Source organism: Simkania sp. (assembly GCF_965215465.1).
In the GTDB taxonomy this organism is placed as follows: domain Bacteria; phylum Chlamydiota; class Chlamydiia; order Chlamydiales; family Simkaniaceae; genus Simkania.
The window spans coordinates 1214002-1229444 of record NZ_OZ244056.1 but is presented as its reverse complement, the minus strand read 5'-3'; the positions used below and the strand labels follow the sequence as shown (position 1 = coordinate 1229444).

Below are 15443 nucleotides of genomic sequence, written 5' to 3'. Positions count from 1 at the left end.
AAGAAATGCTATAAAATTAAGCTAAAAAAAGCAAAGCAAAACAATCAGAAGTGCGGAGTACGTAAAATTTCAGATAAAAGAAACATTTTGCGCTTATTTCCTGTTGACTCAACGAGTGTTTGGACACGAGCTTTCTTCTCTTTGCGCCAAAAGTGTTCATCTCTTTTGACCTGCAAAGAATTGTATGCTGGTTCAGGAGGCTCGACAGGAACCTCTCGGCGCAGTTGAGCTGGATTGGGTACTGAAGTTCGCTTTGGAGGTGAAGGAGCTGGTGCAGGTTGAGCCGGCCTCCTCTGAGGAGGAGGCGCACTTTGAGTAGACTCTTTCTTTTTCTTTGCTTTCAGCAAGCGAATAAGTCCAACCAAAAGGAGAATAAAGAAGGGAAACAGCCCTTCAAAATCACCGTTTGAGATCGTCCTGCCCTCCATCTTGGTTGTCATGCTCATCTCCTGCTAAGGAGTTGCGCATCCGGGTATCTGATTGGATATTTTTCATGCGGTAATAATCTAAAATCCCCAGATTTCCAGATTGGAAGGCCGCTGCAATCGCTTTAGGAATCTGCGCTTCAGCTTCTACAACAAGCGAGCGCATGTTGGTCACTTTAGCGATGTTTTCTTGCTCTGCAGCAACAGCCATTGCGCGTCTTTCTTCAGCCTTTGCTTGAGCAATGCGCTTGTCTGACTCCGCGCGATCTGCGCGCAGTTTCGCCCCAATGTTTTCTCCAACACTGATATCGGCAATGTCAATTGAGAGAATTTCAAAGGCGGTTTGAGCATCGAGTCCCTTATCAAGGACAAGCTGGGTGATCATTTGTGGCGCTTCTAAAACATCGGCATGTGTAGCTGAGGCTCCAATTGCATTGACAATCCCCTCGCCTACTCGAGCAATCACTGTTTCTTCAGTGGCTCCTCCAACAAGCTGCTTAATGTTCGTCCGAACTGTGACACGAGCGCGGCAAAGAAGCTGCACTCCATCTTTTGCCACTGCCGTGATGTACATCGAAGGATCAGAACTTGGGCAATCGATCACCTTCGGATTCACCGAGGTGCGAACGGCATCGAGGATATCACGCCCAGCTAGATCAATGGCTGTTGCTTGTCTCCAATCTAGAGGGATGTTGGCTTTGTCAGCCGCAATCATCGCGCGGACAACTTCAAGAACCCTTCCACCAGCTAAGTAGTGAGTTTCAAGATCTGCAACCGAGATCCCTTTCAACCCTGCTTTATAGGAGTTGATCCGGGCATTGACAATGATTTGAGGAGGAATTTTCCTCAAACTCATTCCGACAATATTAAATAGGTTAATGGGTGTTCCAGAAACAAACGCCTGAAACCAAAGCTTGACGTACTTTGCAATGATGAAAAAGAAAATCAGAAAAATCAGTGCAAAAACAAAAATCAGAACATAAAGTCCTATTGAGAGACCAGTTTCAGCTATCATGAGTCTTCCTCCTTAACGATAAATCGGGCCCCTTCACCGCCGATGATTTTAATTTTTGATCCTTTCTTGATGAAGCCGCTTTCCGAAACAGCTTGATACGGCTTCCCCTCAACTTTGATGCGTCCAGAAGGTCTGAGCGACGTCAATGCCTCTCCAACCTTCTCAACAAGTTCTTTGTCATATGTAGAAGCAACATACCCTTCTTGATCATCCGCGAGATAGAGATGGCTCTTATGGCATGTCCGTTTGACCTTCCATAGAGCAAGCCGGATGGTCAAGACGAGAAACACAATCACCCCAACGACATAAAAGAGGGCATAAATGAGAGAAGTTTGTTCCCAAATGCTAAGAAAAAGGCCTGCAGCGAGAAAGAGACCTCCCATCGTACCGAGGATTCCTCCGGGTACAAAGAATTCGAAGTAAATTAAAATGAGACCAATGATCCCAAGTCCAATGGCAACAAGCATGCTTATTTTTTTCCTTTAAGCTCAACAGGGCGCACGATCAGACGGCTCCCTTCGACACGCACGACTTCAATTGCCATGTTTTTCTCAAGATACCCTGTTTGCGCCATAGCATCATAGAGATGTTCTCCTATGTGCACCTTTCCTGAGGGGCGCAATGGGGTGACCGTCTCACCAAGCTCACCTTCTTCTGGCATGAGTTCGCGAGGAATTCCAGCGACGAATCCCTCCTGCTCACCATGCAACACAAATTTGGAAAATCTAAAGAAGCGGTGTGAATAAAAGCGAGCCAGCAAGATAATCAAGACGATTGAGAGAATCAACGCCGCTGATAGCCATGCTAACCGTTCTAAAAATACCGCTCCGATGAGTTGAAAACTATCCCAGTGAAAGAAGTTCAACTTATCGATTCCCGGTAACATTAAAGCAAAAAGACCTATAATCGTCAAAATAATCCCAAGAATTCCAACTACTCCGAATCCCGGAATCACAAAGAGTTCGATCATCAGCAAAATGAGCCCAGCCCCTAAAATGATCAGTTCAATCCAATGGATCGCTTCTACAGAAAAACTCGCCAGTAGGATTAAAGCAAGACACGCCAGCCCAATAGAACCGGGAATGCCAAATCCAGGCGTATTAATCTCAATATAAAATCCAATCACAAGCCCAATAAAGAGAAGCGACATGATGATCGGATTGGAAAGAACTGTGAAAAAAGTGATCCGCCAATCTTCAAAGCTAATCATGACAGCATGAGGGATATTTTTGAGGTAAGGCTGCTCAAAAACGGGAGACTTTTTCGCGGGCCAACTGAGTGCGTTATCTTCCAACTTTTCCAAATAGGTCACTGAATGGTCCACTTTGTAATCAGCAACCCCTAGGTCAATCAGCTGTTTGGCATTCAAAGTGAGTAACTTTCCACGCCCTGAGATGAGGATATCGGGATTTGACCCTCCTGAGCGAATCTGCGTTTCACTATCTAATTTTACAATTTGGTGGTTGCGGATGACGAGAATCATATCCTTATCCACCATCCCCTGAGCCAAAAGTTCGTTACGTCCATAGAAGTTAGCTAAATTTGAAAATTCAGCGCGCAAGGCGGAGTTGACTTTTTCAGGAGCCGTCTCCATGGCACCCTCTTTTGCTAGAACCGGTTCTGCAGCCCCCATCAACGAGCTTGGGTTCACAAAAATAAAGCGGCAGGCATAAGCAATCATGGCACCTGCTGAAACTGCCCAATCATCGATGTAGGCAATGATGGGAATTCCATATTCCAAGTCCATCTTTTGGAGCAGGTCGACAATTTTTAGTGAGGAAAGAACTTCCCCTCCAGGTGTATCGACATTGATCACAACAAAGCGAACTTTTCGTTTTTTAAATTCTTCTAGAGCAAACTTAAAATATAGGTAAGTGGATTGACGAATAGGGTGATCAGTAGAAAGCTGCAAATACCCAATGAGATTTTCCTCTGTTTCGCTATAGTGAATATGCTTTTTCATTTTGGTCTGCAACTCAGCAGGCGTGACATAATCGGTCACAATTCCTTTGTAAAGGTGAGCGATATCTTTTGCACTCTTGTCAGGAAAGTAATTGGCTTCAAATTCCTTGTCTGTAATGACAAGGCTGACGAGACCTAAGGATTGCATTCCCTTTAAATTTAAAATCAGGGGCTCAAAATTCTTAGATCCTTCCCTTTCAATGATGGGTTTCCCTCTCTCGTAAATGAGCTGATGATGGGGATCAATCATGGCATCGGCGAGCTGCACTAGTACTGGTGCTCGTTCCAAGCTCTGATTGATGAGTCCCTTCACCATGCTTCGGGCGCGTTCCCAATTCATTTCGTAATGGACTCCATAAGGAATATCCCCCCATGCGACATATGGGGTCACGAGAAGTTCATCTGCCACAAACGGAATGATCGCTGCAGGTCCAACAGCACGTCCTTGGATATAAACGACGATCAATTTGTCATTATTATTCCGCAGTTCAAATAGGTTTTGGGCAAAACTAAAAACTTCTTGGAAATCGCCAGAAGAAGAGGAAAGTTGAACGATGACTTTGCCACCTACAGTCTCTTTGATTTTTTCGACTTCTTTGAATACCGGACCCATTTCTTCATGACCTAGATACCCATTCACAACGAGAACATCTTCTCGTGCTTGCAAGGCTCCACAAATCAAAAGGAAAAGGAGCAATAAGTGTTTAAACTTGTCGAATAAAATCAATGATCAAATCTCGTGTTTTGATTAAATGATCTTCACTATGTGCTGCCGAAATGAAGCAAGCTTCATAAGGAGAAGGTGAAAAGTAAACACCTTCTTGAAGCAAATAGCGGAAAAACGTTTTAAACCGTTCGTGATCGAGTGCTTTCAAATCTTCAAACTTTTTCACTGAAGTCGGCCCCCAAAAGAGAGTAAACATCCCAACTGTTTCTTGCAAACAAGCATCTAAATTCCGATCTTTAAGCGCCATTTGCACAGGTTCAGTAATCAGCTTTGTTTTATCAGCAATCATTTCATAAAAGCCTTCTTGCTGCGCAAGGTCAAGAGTTTCGAGGCCCGCTGCCATCGCAACCGGATTGCCCGAAAGAGTTCCTGCTTGAAAAACACCTCCTGTTGGCGCCAAAGAGTCCATGATTTCTTTCTTGCCACCAAATGCCGCTGCAGGAAATCCACCTCCAATGATCTTGCCCAAACAGGTCATGTCTGGCTCTATTCCATAATAACCTTGTGCTCCTTCAAGTCCCACCCGAAAACCACTGATCACTTCGTCAAAAATCAAGACCGTTCCAGCACGAGCTGTTTCAGCGCGCAATGTCCTTACGAATTCCTCAATTGAAGGAACAACGCCCATATTTGCTGCAACCGGTTCGACAACCACCGCAGCAATTTGATTCGCATACTCTGGATCGAGAAAGAGTTCCTGGATTTTCTCTACATCGTTGTAGGGAAGTGAAATTGTATGCTTCACAATGTCATTTGGGACTCCTTGAGATGAGGATTCATGACTGATTTGACTGACAGCTGATCCCGCCCGGATCAAAAATGGATCGGCATGCCCATGATAGTTGCCGTTGAACTTAATGATGTAGGGACGCCCTGTATAACCGCGAGCGACTCGAATCGCGGTCATGGCCGCTTCAGTTCCAGATGACACGAAGCGGAGTTTCTCAATACTTGGCACAATTTCGGTAACCTTTCGAGCTAACTGCTCTTCTATTCTCGTCGCGATCCCAAAAGAGCTTCCGTCTTCCATGCATGATTTCGCTTGAGCCACAACCGATGGGGGGGCATGCCCAAGTAGCATGGCTCCCCAGCTCATGCAGTAGTCAATATAGCTCTTACCTTCTATATCCCAGATGGTGTCACCCTCCCCTTTTTCCACAATCATAGGATCCACCCCAAGGCCAATAAAAGCGCGTACAGGAGAGTTCACTCCCCCTGCAATGACTTCTGCTGACTTTTCAAATATTTCCTGACTCTTCGTGGCTTGGGAAAGACTCATAGGGAACCTCCTGTAATTGTGCTCATCATTGTCAAAAAATCCTTTTTTTATAAAGGAGATTTTTTCTATCATCTGCTTCTAAAAATTACAAAGAGCCAACGTTTTGCATAATTAACGAATATTAAGATCGAATAAAGATGATAAAACCTTTTCTTTAATTTGTACAAAAATAGACAGTTGGATATACTAGCATGCGAAAGGTGAACTATGTCTAAAAAAGTTTTACAAAGAAAAGAGGAAGTCATACATGTCAGAAGCAATAAGCGGTGATTACTCAGAAGATCAAGTCGTAGCCCCTGAGCCGGCAGAAGCGGCGCCTGAAAATAGAGGCGGCTACAGAGGGAGTTCAAATATTTATACACTCCCCTCCTCCATCGCATCGGCTCACGACCGTGCGCAAGCTCATGCTCTTGGAAAAATTAACCGAGATGTCCATGATAATAACCGCGTCATGCGCGCTCACATCTATCCTATCATGCACGAGCTTTCAGCTCTTCTTCGTGAAGGGGAAGATGGCATACACGATTTAGTAGAAGCTTTATCTCATCTCAATCTCGATGAAATCGCTGAGCTCTACAGAGCTTACAGAAAAGAGTTCATGGATGCGACGAGTGATGGTTCCATCAATGATGGAGCTGCACATGATCTTTTCCCTGAGGACTTGAGAGAAGTCTCTCCTCATCAGCTGAAAAAGATCGAAGGAAAGATCAAAGAATGGCTTGACCATTGTAAAAACGTCAACAACCAAAAGACACAAGATCTTTACTTGATGATTCAAATTGGTGTTGCTCTTTTAACTGCATTCCAAAACATGCAAAAAGAGATGAGCCAATCAGGAAATTACATGGTCCGTAACCAAAGAACATAATATGTTTACAACCGAAGAAAAAAAGCTTTTGCAAACAGCTTTAGGAGAAATTGGAGAGCGGATCCAAAACGATCAGCCGCTGAACAAGGACTTCTCGAACAAGGACCTAAGCGTTCTTTATACTTTGGCCTACAACTTATACCAGTCTGGAGATTACGACCAAGCCAAGGAGATCTTTCACCAGCTTGTCTTATCCAAACCGCTTAAGCAAAAATACTGGCTTGGACTTGGTGCTTGCCTCCAGTTGGAGAAGCAGTATGAAGAAGCCTTAAAAGCGTGGGGCATGGCTTCTATCCTAGATGGATATGATCCCCTCCCTCACTTTCACGCTGCAGAATGCAACTTTGCTTTAAATGATTTCGAACAAGGATGTGAAGCTCTCAAAGCTTCAAAGAAGCTTCTCACTCCTGAGCACCACCAACTCAGTGCAAAAGTCGCGCAGCTTGAAACGTATTATAAAAATGAAGCAGAAGAAGGAGCCTAATTTATGGGAGAAACTCTCACTCGTCCATTTGATATGAGCGACCTAAGAGTCTCACCAGATGAAGCCGTCAAAACTCTTGATGCGAAAACTCTTGCTTTACCTAGAGAAGGAACGCGCCCTGTTAAAAAGGACGCCTATACAGACTACCTTCCCCTAAAACCGGAACCAAAAGTTGTTCCGCTAAGCAGTCCTCCTGTTCTCCCGCCGCCGGAACCACCAGCAGTAGCTGGAAAGAAGCGCAGGCGTGAAACAGAAGAAAATGAAGAAGCTGCTAAAAAACAAAAAGTTTCAGAAGAGGAAGTGGTTTTTAAACCTGTCGCTCATTTTGGGATGCCGTTTAACACGTCTTCTGGCAGTGAAATTGGACTCACTCCCCATCCACAACTTGTGATGGCAAATGCGGTTGAAGATTGTACGCATACCATGGCAGTTGGCCGCGAGCTAACAGCTGCGACGATTTTAAAAGTTGACCACTCGAAGCAAAATGAGATCAGCGAAGAGTTTGACGAAAAACTCGCTGAATCGATTCGGATTGCTCGAGACAACCAAAAGCTCGACTACCTGAAAAATGCCATGAAGTTCCTTGGAATCACAATTGGTATTGGAGGTGGGATCCTCGTTGCATTAGGTTCGTCAGCTGCAGGTAATTTCTGGGGCTCACTTTATGGCATGGAAATGACATTCGGTGGTCTATTAGAACTGGGATCGTTCTGCCTTGACCAAGTGGGTTATAAAGACTCTACATGGTCTTCCATGATGGCACTTGGAGGAGCTCTACTCACATTCCATGGTGGACTCATGGGGAACAGTTTTTTATTTGATAAGCTTCCTAAAAATCTTGGCACTATAACCTCAACAGCTCTATCTTTAATGCGAGGGTATGGCGTCATGAAAGGAATTAGCAATCAAGCTGAATTATTCGAACTCTCTGGGGAACTTACCACCCTAACAAAAGAGAGAAAGTCGGTGTCTGACGACATCAAAAAACATTACGGTGCATTGAATATTTCCGATTTCAAACACCTCTTTAAGACCGCAGAAGAATTTGTTGAGCAAACAAACCAAGCAGTCAAAAGAGTGATTCAAGGCACATTAAAAGGTTAATAGAAAGGATTGAGGTTAAATTATGTCTGATGCAATCGATTCGATTGACGGTTCTTTTGAGGATCTGATTGAGCTTTATGAAAGCTCTCATGATAAAGCAGGAAAAAACTTATTTCCTGTTGATGAGAAAAAAGAGCAACTTGCCACACTAGAAGCACTTGTTAAAGAGCAACATCGTGTACAAGAAAACCCGAATCAAAAACTCGCCACAATTCATGCGATTCTTGATGATCAATTCGAAAAAATTGTGACCGCTGAAGATAAGCAAAAAGCACTCGAAGGTGTTTTGAGCGGTGAGTTCCATGCTTCGCATCAAGTGGAGTCAAGAACTTTTAGTGATCCTGCGGAAAAACTCGATCAAATCGAGACAATTATCCGTGATCAGGGTCAGCTTCAAAATCACCCTCATGAAAAGTTTGCCGCTGTTCAAGCGATTTTAACTGGGCACAGTCACGGGCCTACTCCTTTAGATGAAATCAAGAAACCAAGCTTGGACCTCGTTGATCTCTTTGAAACTTCTAAGGTTGTTTCTGGTCAAGCTCCAGATCCCGTTCTCGATCAAGCAAAGAAAGAACTGCTGACTGAGCTGGAAACAATGGTGAAAGAACAAGAGCAGCTGCTTCAAAATGCTGATCAAAAAGTTGCAACGATCCAGACAGTTTTAAATGATGATGTCGGAGCAGCAGCAAAGCATCAAGCAATCGAAAGCGTTTTAAATGGAGAGCTTCTCCTACAGCAAAACGATGCATCAAAACCTCTTGAAAATCCTGAGGAAAAACTCTTACAAATTGAAAGCGTCGTTAGCGACCGTCAAGGCCTCTATAGTAATCCGCATATTAAATTTGCGAGTATTGAGGCAATTCTTGGAGATCATTCAAAGTCAGCCAATCCGTGGGTACAGGCTCACAACTCCCTAGGTCTAGTGGAGGAGTCAAGCCGTCGCATCATCAAAGCTGAAGAAAAGCGGCAGAAAGAATTGCGCAATCTTTGGAAAACAGGAATGGACGATAAAGCAAAACTTTACCCAGAAATGGCTTGGGATCAGAAAAAGTGGCAATACGCAAGTATGGCCATGATGGGAGCTTCTTTTGCTGGCCCTTGGGCAGCAGGATCCTCCGATCGCATTGCAGGAGTCATTCATCCGCTTGTTTCACGTATCTCAGGCATGGACTTAGCAACGCTTCAAGGGCTTGTTGAAAAAGGTTGTAACATGGCCCCTGACCTTGCAAACAATCAGGGATCTCAACTGATTCAGGTTGGTTCCCAAACAAGCTCTCTAGAAAAGAAAGATAGAGAGACTTTGCATGATTGGGAAACACAACAAGAACGTCAAGATTTAGAAACACAGCAACAGCTGGTTCAAGAAGCGCGTCAAAATGACAACTCGCTTAAAGAGCGCCATCTTGAAGTCATCAAAACGCTGACTAGCATGATTGTTGGCCGCTAAGGCTTGTCACAAATTCGTGATCAAATTAGGATCCCGAGTAAGGTAACTTGCTCGGGATTTTTTTATGATTATCATTCTCATGGGGGTGTCTGGTTCTGGTAAATCCGTCATCGGCATTGAACTGAGCAAGCAGCTCGATTGGCCTTTTTACGACGCTGATGACTTTCATAGCGAAGCAAGTAAGAAAAAGATGCACGCTGGAATCCCTCTCGACGATGATGATCGCCTCCCCTGGTTAAATTCCCTTGCAGACTTAATCAAGCAGCGTGTCGAACTTGAAGAACACATGATCCTCGCCTGTTCGGCGCTCAAAGATTCGTATCGCGTCACTTTAAGTGTTCATCCTTCCTGTCAATTTATCTACCTTAAAGGCTCGTTTGAGCTCATCAAAAAGCGCATGGAAAACCGCAAGGGACATTTTTTTAACCCCGAGCTACTGCAAAGTCAATTCGACACATTGGAAGAACCCACCCATTGTTTGGTGGTCGACATCGATGATACCGTGGAAGGAATCGTGAAAACGGTCCGAGAAAAGTTAAAGGTTTAAAGTTTCTGAAAATTTCTTTAGAATGACAATTTTGTGAAAAATTGATCTGAGGTCAATGCGTTTTCTCTTAGAAAAACTCCGTTTTCTCGTTTCAACTGGGGAATATGTCCTCATGATTTGGAACGTCACCCTTGCAACGTTTAAGCGTCCGCCGCATTGGTATCTCATTCGCGAACAACTGTACAATATTGGTGTTTTATCACTTCCTGTTGTCGCGATGACAGGTTTTTCAACAGGTTTGGTATTAGCTGCACAATCGTTTTTTCAGCTAAGCGATAAAGGTCTAGCTGGAGCAACGGGACTCATGGTTGGAAAAGCTATGATGACAGAGCTCGGACCTGTCTTAACGGCATTTATGGTTACAGGTCGCGTTGGAGCTGCCATGTGTGCCGAGCTCGGAACGATGTGCGTCTCTGAGCAAGTCGATGCATTAGAAACGATGGCTGTCAGTCCCAACCGCCATTTGATCTCTCCCCGTTTCATTGCGGGGATCTTCATGATGCCGCTGCTGACGATTTTTAGTATTTTTATGGGGATTTTTGGCGGCTACTTGATTTCTATTTTCTATTTTCGGATGCCTCCAACCACGTACTTTGACCCGATGCCCATCTATATGGATAACTTTGACCTCTTGACAGGGGTTGTCAAAGCAGTCATTTTTGGAATCATCATTGTCACGATTTCGTGTTACAAAGGATTGACGACGCGAGGTGGAGCTGAAGGGGTTGGTCGCTCGACGACGAATAGCGTTGTCATTTGCTACACGTTTATCTTATTTACGAACTTTCTCATCACCCTTGGACTCAATTTATTGCAAAACGCAACGGGGTGGTTCAAATGATTGACATTCATGATCTTTGGAAATGTTATGAAAACAATCAGGTCTTAAAAGGACTCACCCTCAAGGTCGAAAAAGGTGAAACACTGGTGATTTTAGGTCGCTCTGGAGTTGGAAAAAGTGTTCTCTTAAAGCATATCATTGGAATTTCCAAAGCAGACAAAGGCTACATTGAAGTTGATGGGGTGCGGGTTTCTGATTTGCAAGGCGAAAAACGGTATACTGCCACCCGCAATATGGGAATGCTCTTCCAAGGAGCGGCTCTTTTCGACTCGATGAACATTGAAGACAACACGGCGTTTTATCTCAAGCAGCACGGCGACCCCAAAACAGGGAAAAAGTACACGAAGGGTGAAATCAAAGACATGGTCGATCATGCTTTAGAAATGGTCGATCTCGCGGGCGTTCAAAAAAAGATGCCCTCCGATTTATCAGGTGGAATGCGCAAAAGAGCGGGCCTCGCCCGTTTGATTGTCTACCGCCCTGAATACCTGCTTTACGATGAACCGACGACGGGACTTGACCCGATCACATCGATGCAAATCAATGAACTCATCGTCAAAACGCAGGAAGAACTTCAGGCAACGAGCATTGTGGTCACCCATGACATCATCTCTGCTCTCTTTGTAGGAGACCGATTAGCTCTTCACAAAGATGGAAAAATCGCGTATATCGAAAAACCAGATGCCTTTTTACAGATCGATGACCCGATCATTGAATTTTTAAGAAAGACGATTTCAGAAGACCCCCGCTCATTTAGGAGTAAGACCCATGATTGACTACATGAAAAACACCCTCATCGGACTGTTTGTCGTCGTCGCCTGCGCGCTCGTTGTCGGCATCGTCCTGTTTCTCGAGCCAAGTGTCGGCGACGGAAAGGAAACCCTTGTTGTCCGTTTCTCTAACATCAATGGGCTATCCGTTGGAACACAGGTCATGTTTGCTGGAAAGCCTGTGGGAGAAGTTGTTTCGATTGAACAAATCCCGCATGCGCGTGAGCAACCTACAGACGAAATGGGACAAGTCTACTTTTACCAGCTCATTCTCCACGTTGATTCGAGTATCAGAGTCTATAATACCGATGAAATCACCGTGCAAACTTCGGGTCTTCTCGGAGAAAAATCAATTGCAATCATTCCTCGAGCTCCACCAAAGGGTGTCAAGCCCACACTCATTTCTTCTAAAACACCTATTTATGCTGAATCGGTTGACCCTTTAGAAAGCGCTTTCAACGAACTGTCGCAGCTTTCTGATAAGGTTGAAGAAACTCTCGATAAGGTCATTGCTTGGATCGATCAAAATGGACATGAACTTGGAGCTGCGATCCGCTCGTTTGATGATGCGATGACAGAAGTCTCCTCAACTCTTGGCCAAGTGAATCAAATGCACCTTGTTCAAGACATCAAAACGAGTGTTCAAAACTTTTCTGCAGCCATGCGTGACATCCATTACTCCATGGAACAAATGAATGAAGATGATGTCTTTAGAAATCTCGGTGTCACTATGCGCAACATGAAAACTGCCAGCCGCTCTATTGATGTTGTTGCTAACCATTTAGCAGAGGGAAAAGGAACTCTCGGTCATCTGTTCATGAACAACGACACTTACCTGCAGGTCAATGCCATCTTGAGCAAAGTGAACACACTCATGAATGATGTGAACCACTATGGGGTTTTCTTTAATCTCAATAAAGAATGGCAACGGACCCGTTTAAGACAGATTACCGAGCTTAATGCTCTCAATTCGCCCCAAAACTTCCGTAACTACTTTACGAAAGAGGTGGATCTCATCAATACATCGATGTCTCGCCTCTCAATGCTAGTTGATCGGGCCGAAGATAGTCCTGAAAGGGATAAGATCTTTGACAGCAACTTGTTTAAGCGAGATTTTGCGGACTTTCTGCATAGTGCACAAGCTTTGTACGATAATTTGCGCCTTTATAATGAGCAGCTCATGAACTGGCAACAGGAAGTTGCAAAGTAAGCGTGCAGATGCTATCTCCTGAGATAGAGGAGGTACGCTATGCAACGAGTTCCCTATTCTGAGCTCAAGAAAGGCAGTTTCTTAATTGCAAGTCCCGAAGTGGATGACGGCATTTTTTTTCGCAGTGTTGTCTTGCTTTGTGATCACAGCCCCGTTGGCTCTTTTGGAATTATCATCAATAAGTCTTTAGACATTGATGTGCCTGAAGAAATGCTCAATTTAGAAGAACTTGCCGATGCTGATATTAGTATCCGCGCTGGTGGCCCCAACCAACCGAATCAAATCATGCTCATCCATTCTCATGAACAAGACTCTGATAGCAACCTTAAAGTTTGTGAAGGAGTCTATCTTGGAGGAGACATGGAGTGCATCCAAGAAATGACTGGCAGCCCTGAGCCTACCTCGCTTCTGATGTGCTTAGGCTATAGCGGCTGGGGAGCGGGGCTCCTTGAACGAGAGTTCTTAAGCGGTGCGTGGTATTTGCATCCTGCATCAAAAGATCACGTATTTCAAACCCCTCCTGAAAAACTCTGGCAAACGCTGCTAAGAGAAATGGGAGGCAAGTATAAAACCCTCTCAATGATTCCCGAAGATCTTGAACTCAACTAGAAACTGTCACCACCAAGGTCAGCTATACTTCTAGATGATAAGTTCATCTCAACATAGTCTTTATGCGTAAAAAAATGCTTACAAAAAAATTTGCCAATTCCTTACGTTTATCTTGCATTATTTAAAACGCACATTCTGAACATAAAAAATGAGGGAAATATGTCAGCAGTGAGAAGTAGCAATATTGGGATTTTATGTAAAGGAGGATGGGAAAAAATCGACTTCAACGCTAGAACAGAAAATGCTCAAAAAATCTGTCTTTATCACTTATCGGATTTAACAACAGAAAAGATAAACAGAGCATTTGAGGCCCTTAAAAAACAAGTAGCTGAAACAGAGCAAAAGTATCAAGGTGAGATAGGCCATTTTCAAAGAGATATTATCACCAAGCCTTACCTAGTTCAACGGGGAAATAGCCTTTATCTTATAACGGAACAAAAAAAATCCGAGATGATGAAAGATTATTACGAAAAGTTTTTCCAACACCCGGGCAATGCACAGATCAAAATAGCTATGGAGCATTCTCTACGTGGACAGCAGCTTGCATCATCAGACAACTTCCATGAAGCTCTAGAAGAATACCAAAACTGCTTAGATATTCTCATGACCCTAAATGACAAAAAGTGTTTAGCTGGCACTCACTACAATATAGGACATGCTCATCAAATGTTATTTGAGACAGAAAAAGCCAGAGAGCACTTTTTCAAATGTTTAGAGCTAGCAAACGACCTAAGCGCTAACGAAAAAGAGCATTTTGTTAGATCATCATATCTCGCTCTTGGGGAAGGTTACATGTATGAACAAAAAAAGGATTTAGCCCGACTACATTTTCGGGAATATTTAGAAGTTGCAACAGAGCAAAACGCACAAGAGGATATCCAAAAAGCACATAGACTTATTCAACTTGCCAGCGGACAAAATTTCCATTACAAGAGCGTATAAACAAATAGCACTGCTAAACTATGATTTTAAGGTAAGATGATGAAGATTTTTGACAGTCATTTTCATTTAATTGATCCCCAATTTCCTCTATTTGAAAATCAGGGGTTTCTACCCTCCCCCTTTCTTTTGTCCGATTATCAAAAATGGATCAAAAAGCTCGAGATTCAAGGGGGAGCTCTTGTTTCGGGATCTTTTCAGCGATTTGATACCTCCTACCTGTCTCACCTCCTTCCCAAGCTCGGCCCACAATTCTATGGTGTTGCACAACTTCCAGTCAGTGTTTCAGATGAAGAAATCATGAGACTCCATCAGGATGGGGTAAGAGCTGTTCGCTTTAATGTGAAACGAGGTGGCTCAGAATCGCTTGTAGAATTAGAAAAAATGGCCCATCGCGTCTATGAGCTTGCCGGTTGGCATGTTGAACTCTATATCGATGCAAAAGACCTTCCCAATCTCACCCTTCCCAAAGTGAGTATCGATCATCTAGGGCTATCGAAGGAAGGACTCCCCTTAATGCTCAAGTGGGTTGAACGAGGAGCCCGGGTAAAAGCGACGGGTTTTGGAAGACTTGATTGTGACCCACTCCCACTCCTCCAGCAGATTCATCGGGTCAACCCAGAGGCATTAATGTTTGGAACTGATCTTCCTTCCACGAGAGCAAAACGTCCTTTTGAACAAAAAGATATAGAACTTATTCTTCAAAATTTTTCTCAAGAAGACTGTGAGAGTCTCCTATGGACAAATGGAGCCTCATTTTACTCTACTTGATCCAAATTTTCCATGTCGGATATAATTTCAATAAAAAAAAACGTAAAGATGTTAGTGAAAACAGTTAGCTGTAATATTAGGACAAACACCGGAGAGTATCCTTCGGTCCCTAGTCAACAATTTCTAGAATTTGAGGCCGTTAAAGAAAGGGCCCAGCAAGTTCAATGTCTTGCATTAGCTCTATTTGTCAGCTCTATGGTCGCTACTGCCCGCTGTTACTGGACATCCGAGCCCAATATTTATATTCAACTTCCTTCCTATTTATCACTTCCAATCTTTGCGGTTTTCTATATCTTTGCATGTGTCAAAGTCCAGCAGTACGAATTCCCCAAAACCGTCGTGAATTTCACAGATGCTTCATCAAGCAGTATTCCCAACCAATAGTTCTAGATAGTGTCGTCTCGAAAGGGACAATAAAGAAGCGGCTCATGGAAGAAAAGTTCAA

The 15443-nt window shown here is 43.8% G+C and carries 17 protein-coding genes; 12 read left to right on the top strand and 5 right to left on the bottom strand.

Features of this window, described 5'->3' with window-relative positions; translation table 11 throughout:
• Positions 1–44 precede the first annotated feature (44 nt).
• The 5 genes from ACOOFG_RS05665 to hemL are packed head-to-tail and all read right to left on the bottom strand — an operon-like array spanning position 45 to position 5408.
• Entirely contained in the window at positions 45–440 is a 396-nt protein-coding gene (locus tag ACOOFG_RS05665; RefSeq protein WP_420420503.1) for a hypothetical protein, read from the bottom strand.
• The gene (floA, locus tag ACOOFG_RS05660; protein WP_420420502.1) at positions 400–1440 is read right to left on the bottom strand and encodes a flotillin-like protein FloA; all 1041 of its coding nucleotides are present in this window, start codon (positions 1438–1440) and stop codon (positions 400–402) included. The genes ACOOFG_RS05665 and floA overlap by 41 nt, the downstream gene beginning before the upstream one ends.
• Positions 1437–1907 (bottom strand): NfeD family protein, encoded by a 471-nt coding sequence (locus ACOOFG_RS05655; RefSeq protein WP_420420501.1) that lies wholly within the window; start codon positions 1905–1907, stop codon positions 1437–1439. The genes floA and ACOOFG_RS05655 overlap by 4 nt, the downstream gene beginning before the upstream one ends.
• Positions 1908–1909: 2 nt before the next feature.
• The gene (locus ACOOFG_RS05650; protein WP_420420500.1) at positions 1910–4069 is read right to left on the bottom strand and encodes an NfeD family protein; all 2160 of its coding nucleotides are present in this window, start codon (positions 4067–4069) and stop codon (positions 1910–1912) included.
• Positions 4070–4106: 37 nt separating this feature from the next.
• Positions 4107–5408 (bottom strand): glutamate-1-semialdehyde 2,1-aminomutase, encoded by a 1302-nt coding sequence (hemL, locus tag ACOOFG_RS05645; RefSeq protein ID WP_420420499.1) that lies wholly within the window; start codon positions 5406–5408, stop codon positions 4107–4109.
• Positions 5409–5655: 247 nt separating this feature from the next.
• On the opposite strand from hemL, the gene ACOOFG_RS05640 reads away from it, so the two are divergent.
• The 12 genes from ACOOFG_RS05640 to ACOOFG_RS05585 all read left to right on the top strand — a co-directional run bounded on the left by ACOOFG_RS05640 (position 5656) and on the right by ACOOFG_RS05585 (position 15382).
• On the top strand, positions 5656–6276 hold the full coding sequence (locus ACOOFG_RS05640; protein ID WP_420420498.1) for a hypothetical protein: 621 nt from the start codon (positions 5656–5658) through the stop codon (positions 6274–6276).
• Position 6277: 1 nt separating this feature from the next.
• The gene (locus ACOOFG_RS05635; protein ID WP_420420497.1) at positions 6278–6760 is read left to right on the top strand and encodes a SycD/LcrH family type III secretion system chaperone; all 483 of its coding nucleotides are present in this window, start codon (positions 6278–6280) and stop codon (positions 6758–6760) included.
• Between the two features lie 3 nt (positions 6761–6763).
• The gene (locus tag ACOOFG_RS05630; protein WP_420420496.1) at positions 6764–7864 is read left to right on the top strand and encodes a hypothetical protein; all 1101 of its coding nucleotides are present in this window, start codon (positions 6764–6766) and stop codon (positions 7862–7864) included.
• A gap of 22 nt (positions 7865–7886) precedes the next feature.
• A complete protein-coding gene (locus ACOOFG_RS05625; RefSeq protein ID WP_420420495.1) occupies positions 7887–9311 on the top strand; it encodes a hypothetical protein in 1425 nt (474 codons plus the stop codon).
• 64 nt (positions 9312–9375) lie between these two features.
• Positions 9376–9858 (top strand): gluconokinase, encoded by a 483-nt coding sequence (locus ACOOFG_RS05620; RefSeq protein ID WP_420420494.1) that lies wholly within the window; start codon positions 9376–9378, stop codon positions 9856–9858.
• Positions 9859–9913: 55 nt separating this feature from the next.
• Complete coding sequence (locus ACOOFG_RS05615; protein ID WP_420420493.1) at positions 9914–10699, top strand: MlaE family ABC transporter permease; 786 nt, start codon at positions 9914–9916, stop codon at positions 10697–10699.
• Entirely contained in the window at positions 10696–11475 is a 780-nt protein-coding gene (locus ACOOFG_RS05610) for an ABC transporter ATP-binding protein (protein WP_420420492.1), read from the top strand. The genes ACOOFG_RS05615 and ACOOFG_RS05610 overlap by 4 nt, the downstream gene beginning before the upstream one ends.
• Complete coding sequence (locus ACOOFG_RS05605; protein WP_420422657.1) at positions 11468–12679, top strand: MlaD family protein; 1212 nt, start codon at positions 11468–11470, stop codon at positions 12677–12679. Before ACOOFG_RS05610 ends, ACOOFG_RS05605 begins: the two co-directional genes overlap by 8 nt.
• A 39-nt stretch (positions 12680–12718) precedes the next feature.
• A complete protein-coding gene (locus ACOOFG_RS05600) occupies positions 12719–13288 on the top strand; it encodes a YqgE/AlgH family protein (protein WP_420422656.1) in 570 nt (189 codons plus the stop codon).
• A 90-nt stretch (positions 13289–13378) separates the two neighbouring features.
• Entirely contained in the window at positions 13379–14230 is an 852-nt protein-coding gene (locus tag ACOOFG_RS05595; RefSeq protein ID WP_420422655.1) for a hypothetical protein, read from the top strand.
• Positions 14231–14269: 39 nt separating this feature from the next.
• Positions 14270–14998 carry an amidohydrolase family protein gene (locus ACOOFG_RS05590; protein WP_420422672.1) on the top strand — a complete coding sequence of 243 codons (729 nt, stop codon included), beginning with the start codon at positions 14270–14272 and terminating at the stop codon, positions 14996–14998.
• 54 nt (positions 14999–15052) lie between these two features.
• Complete coding sequence (locus tag ACOOFG_RS05585; protein WP_420422654.1) at positions 15053–15382, top strand: hypothetical protein; 330 nt, start codon at positions 15053–15055, stop codon at positions 15380–15382.
• Positions 15383–15443 lie beyond the last annotated feature (61 nt).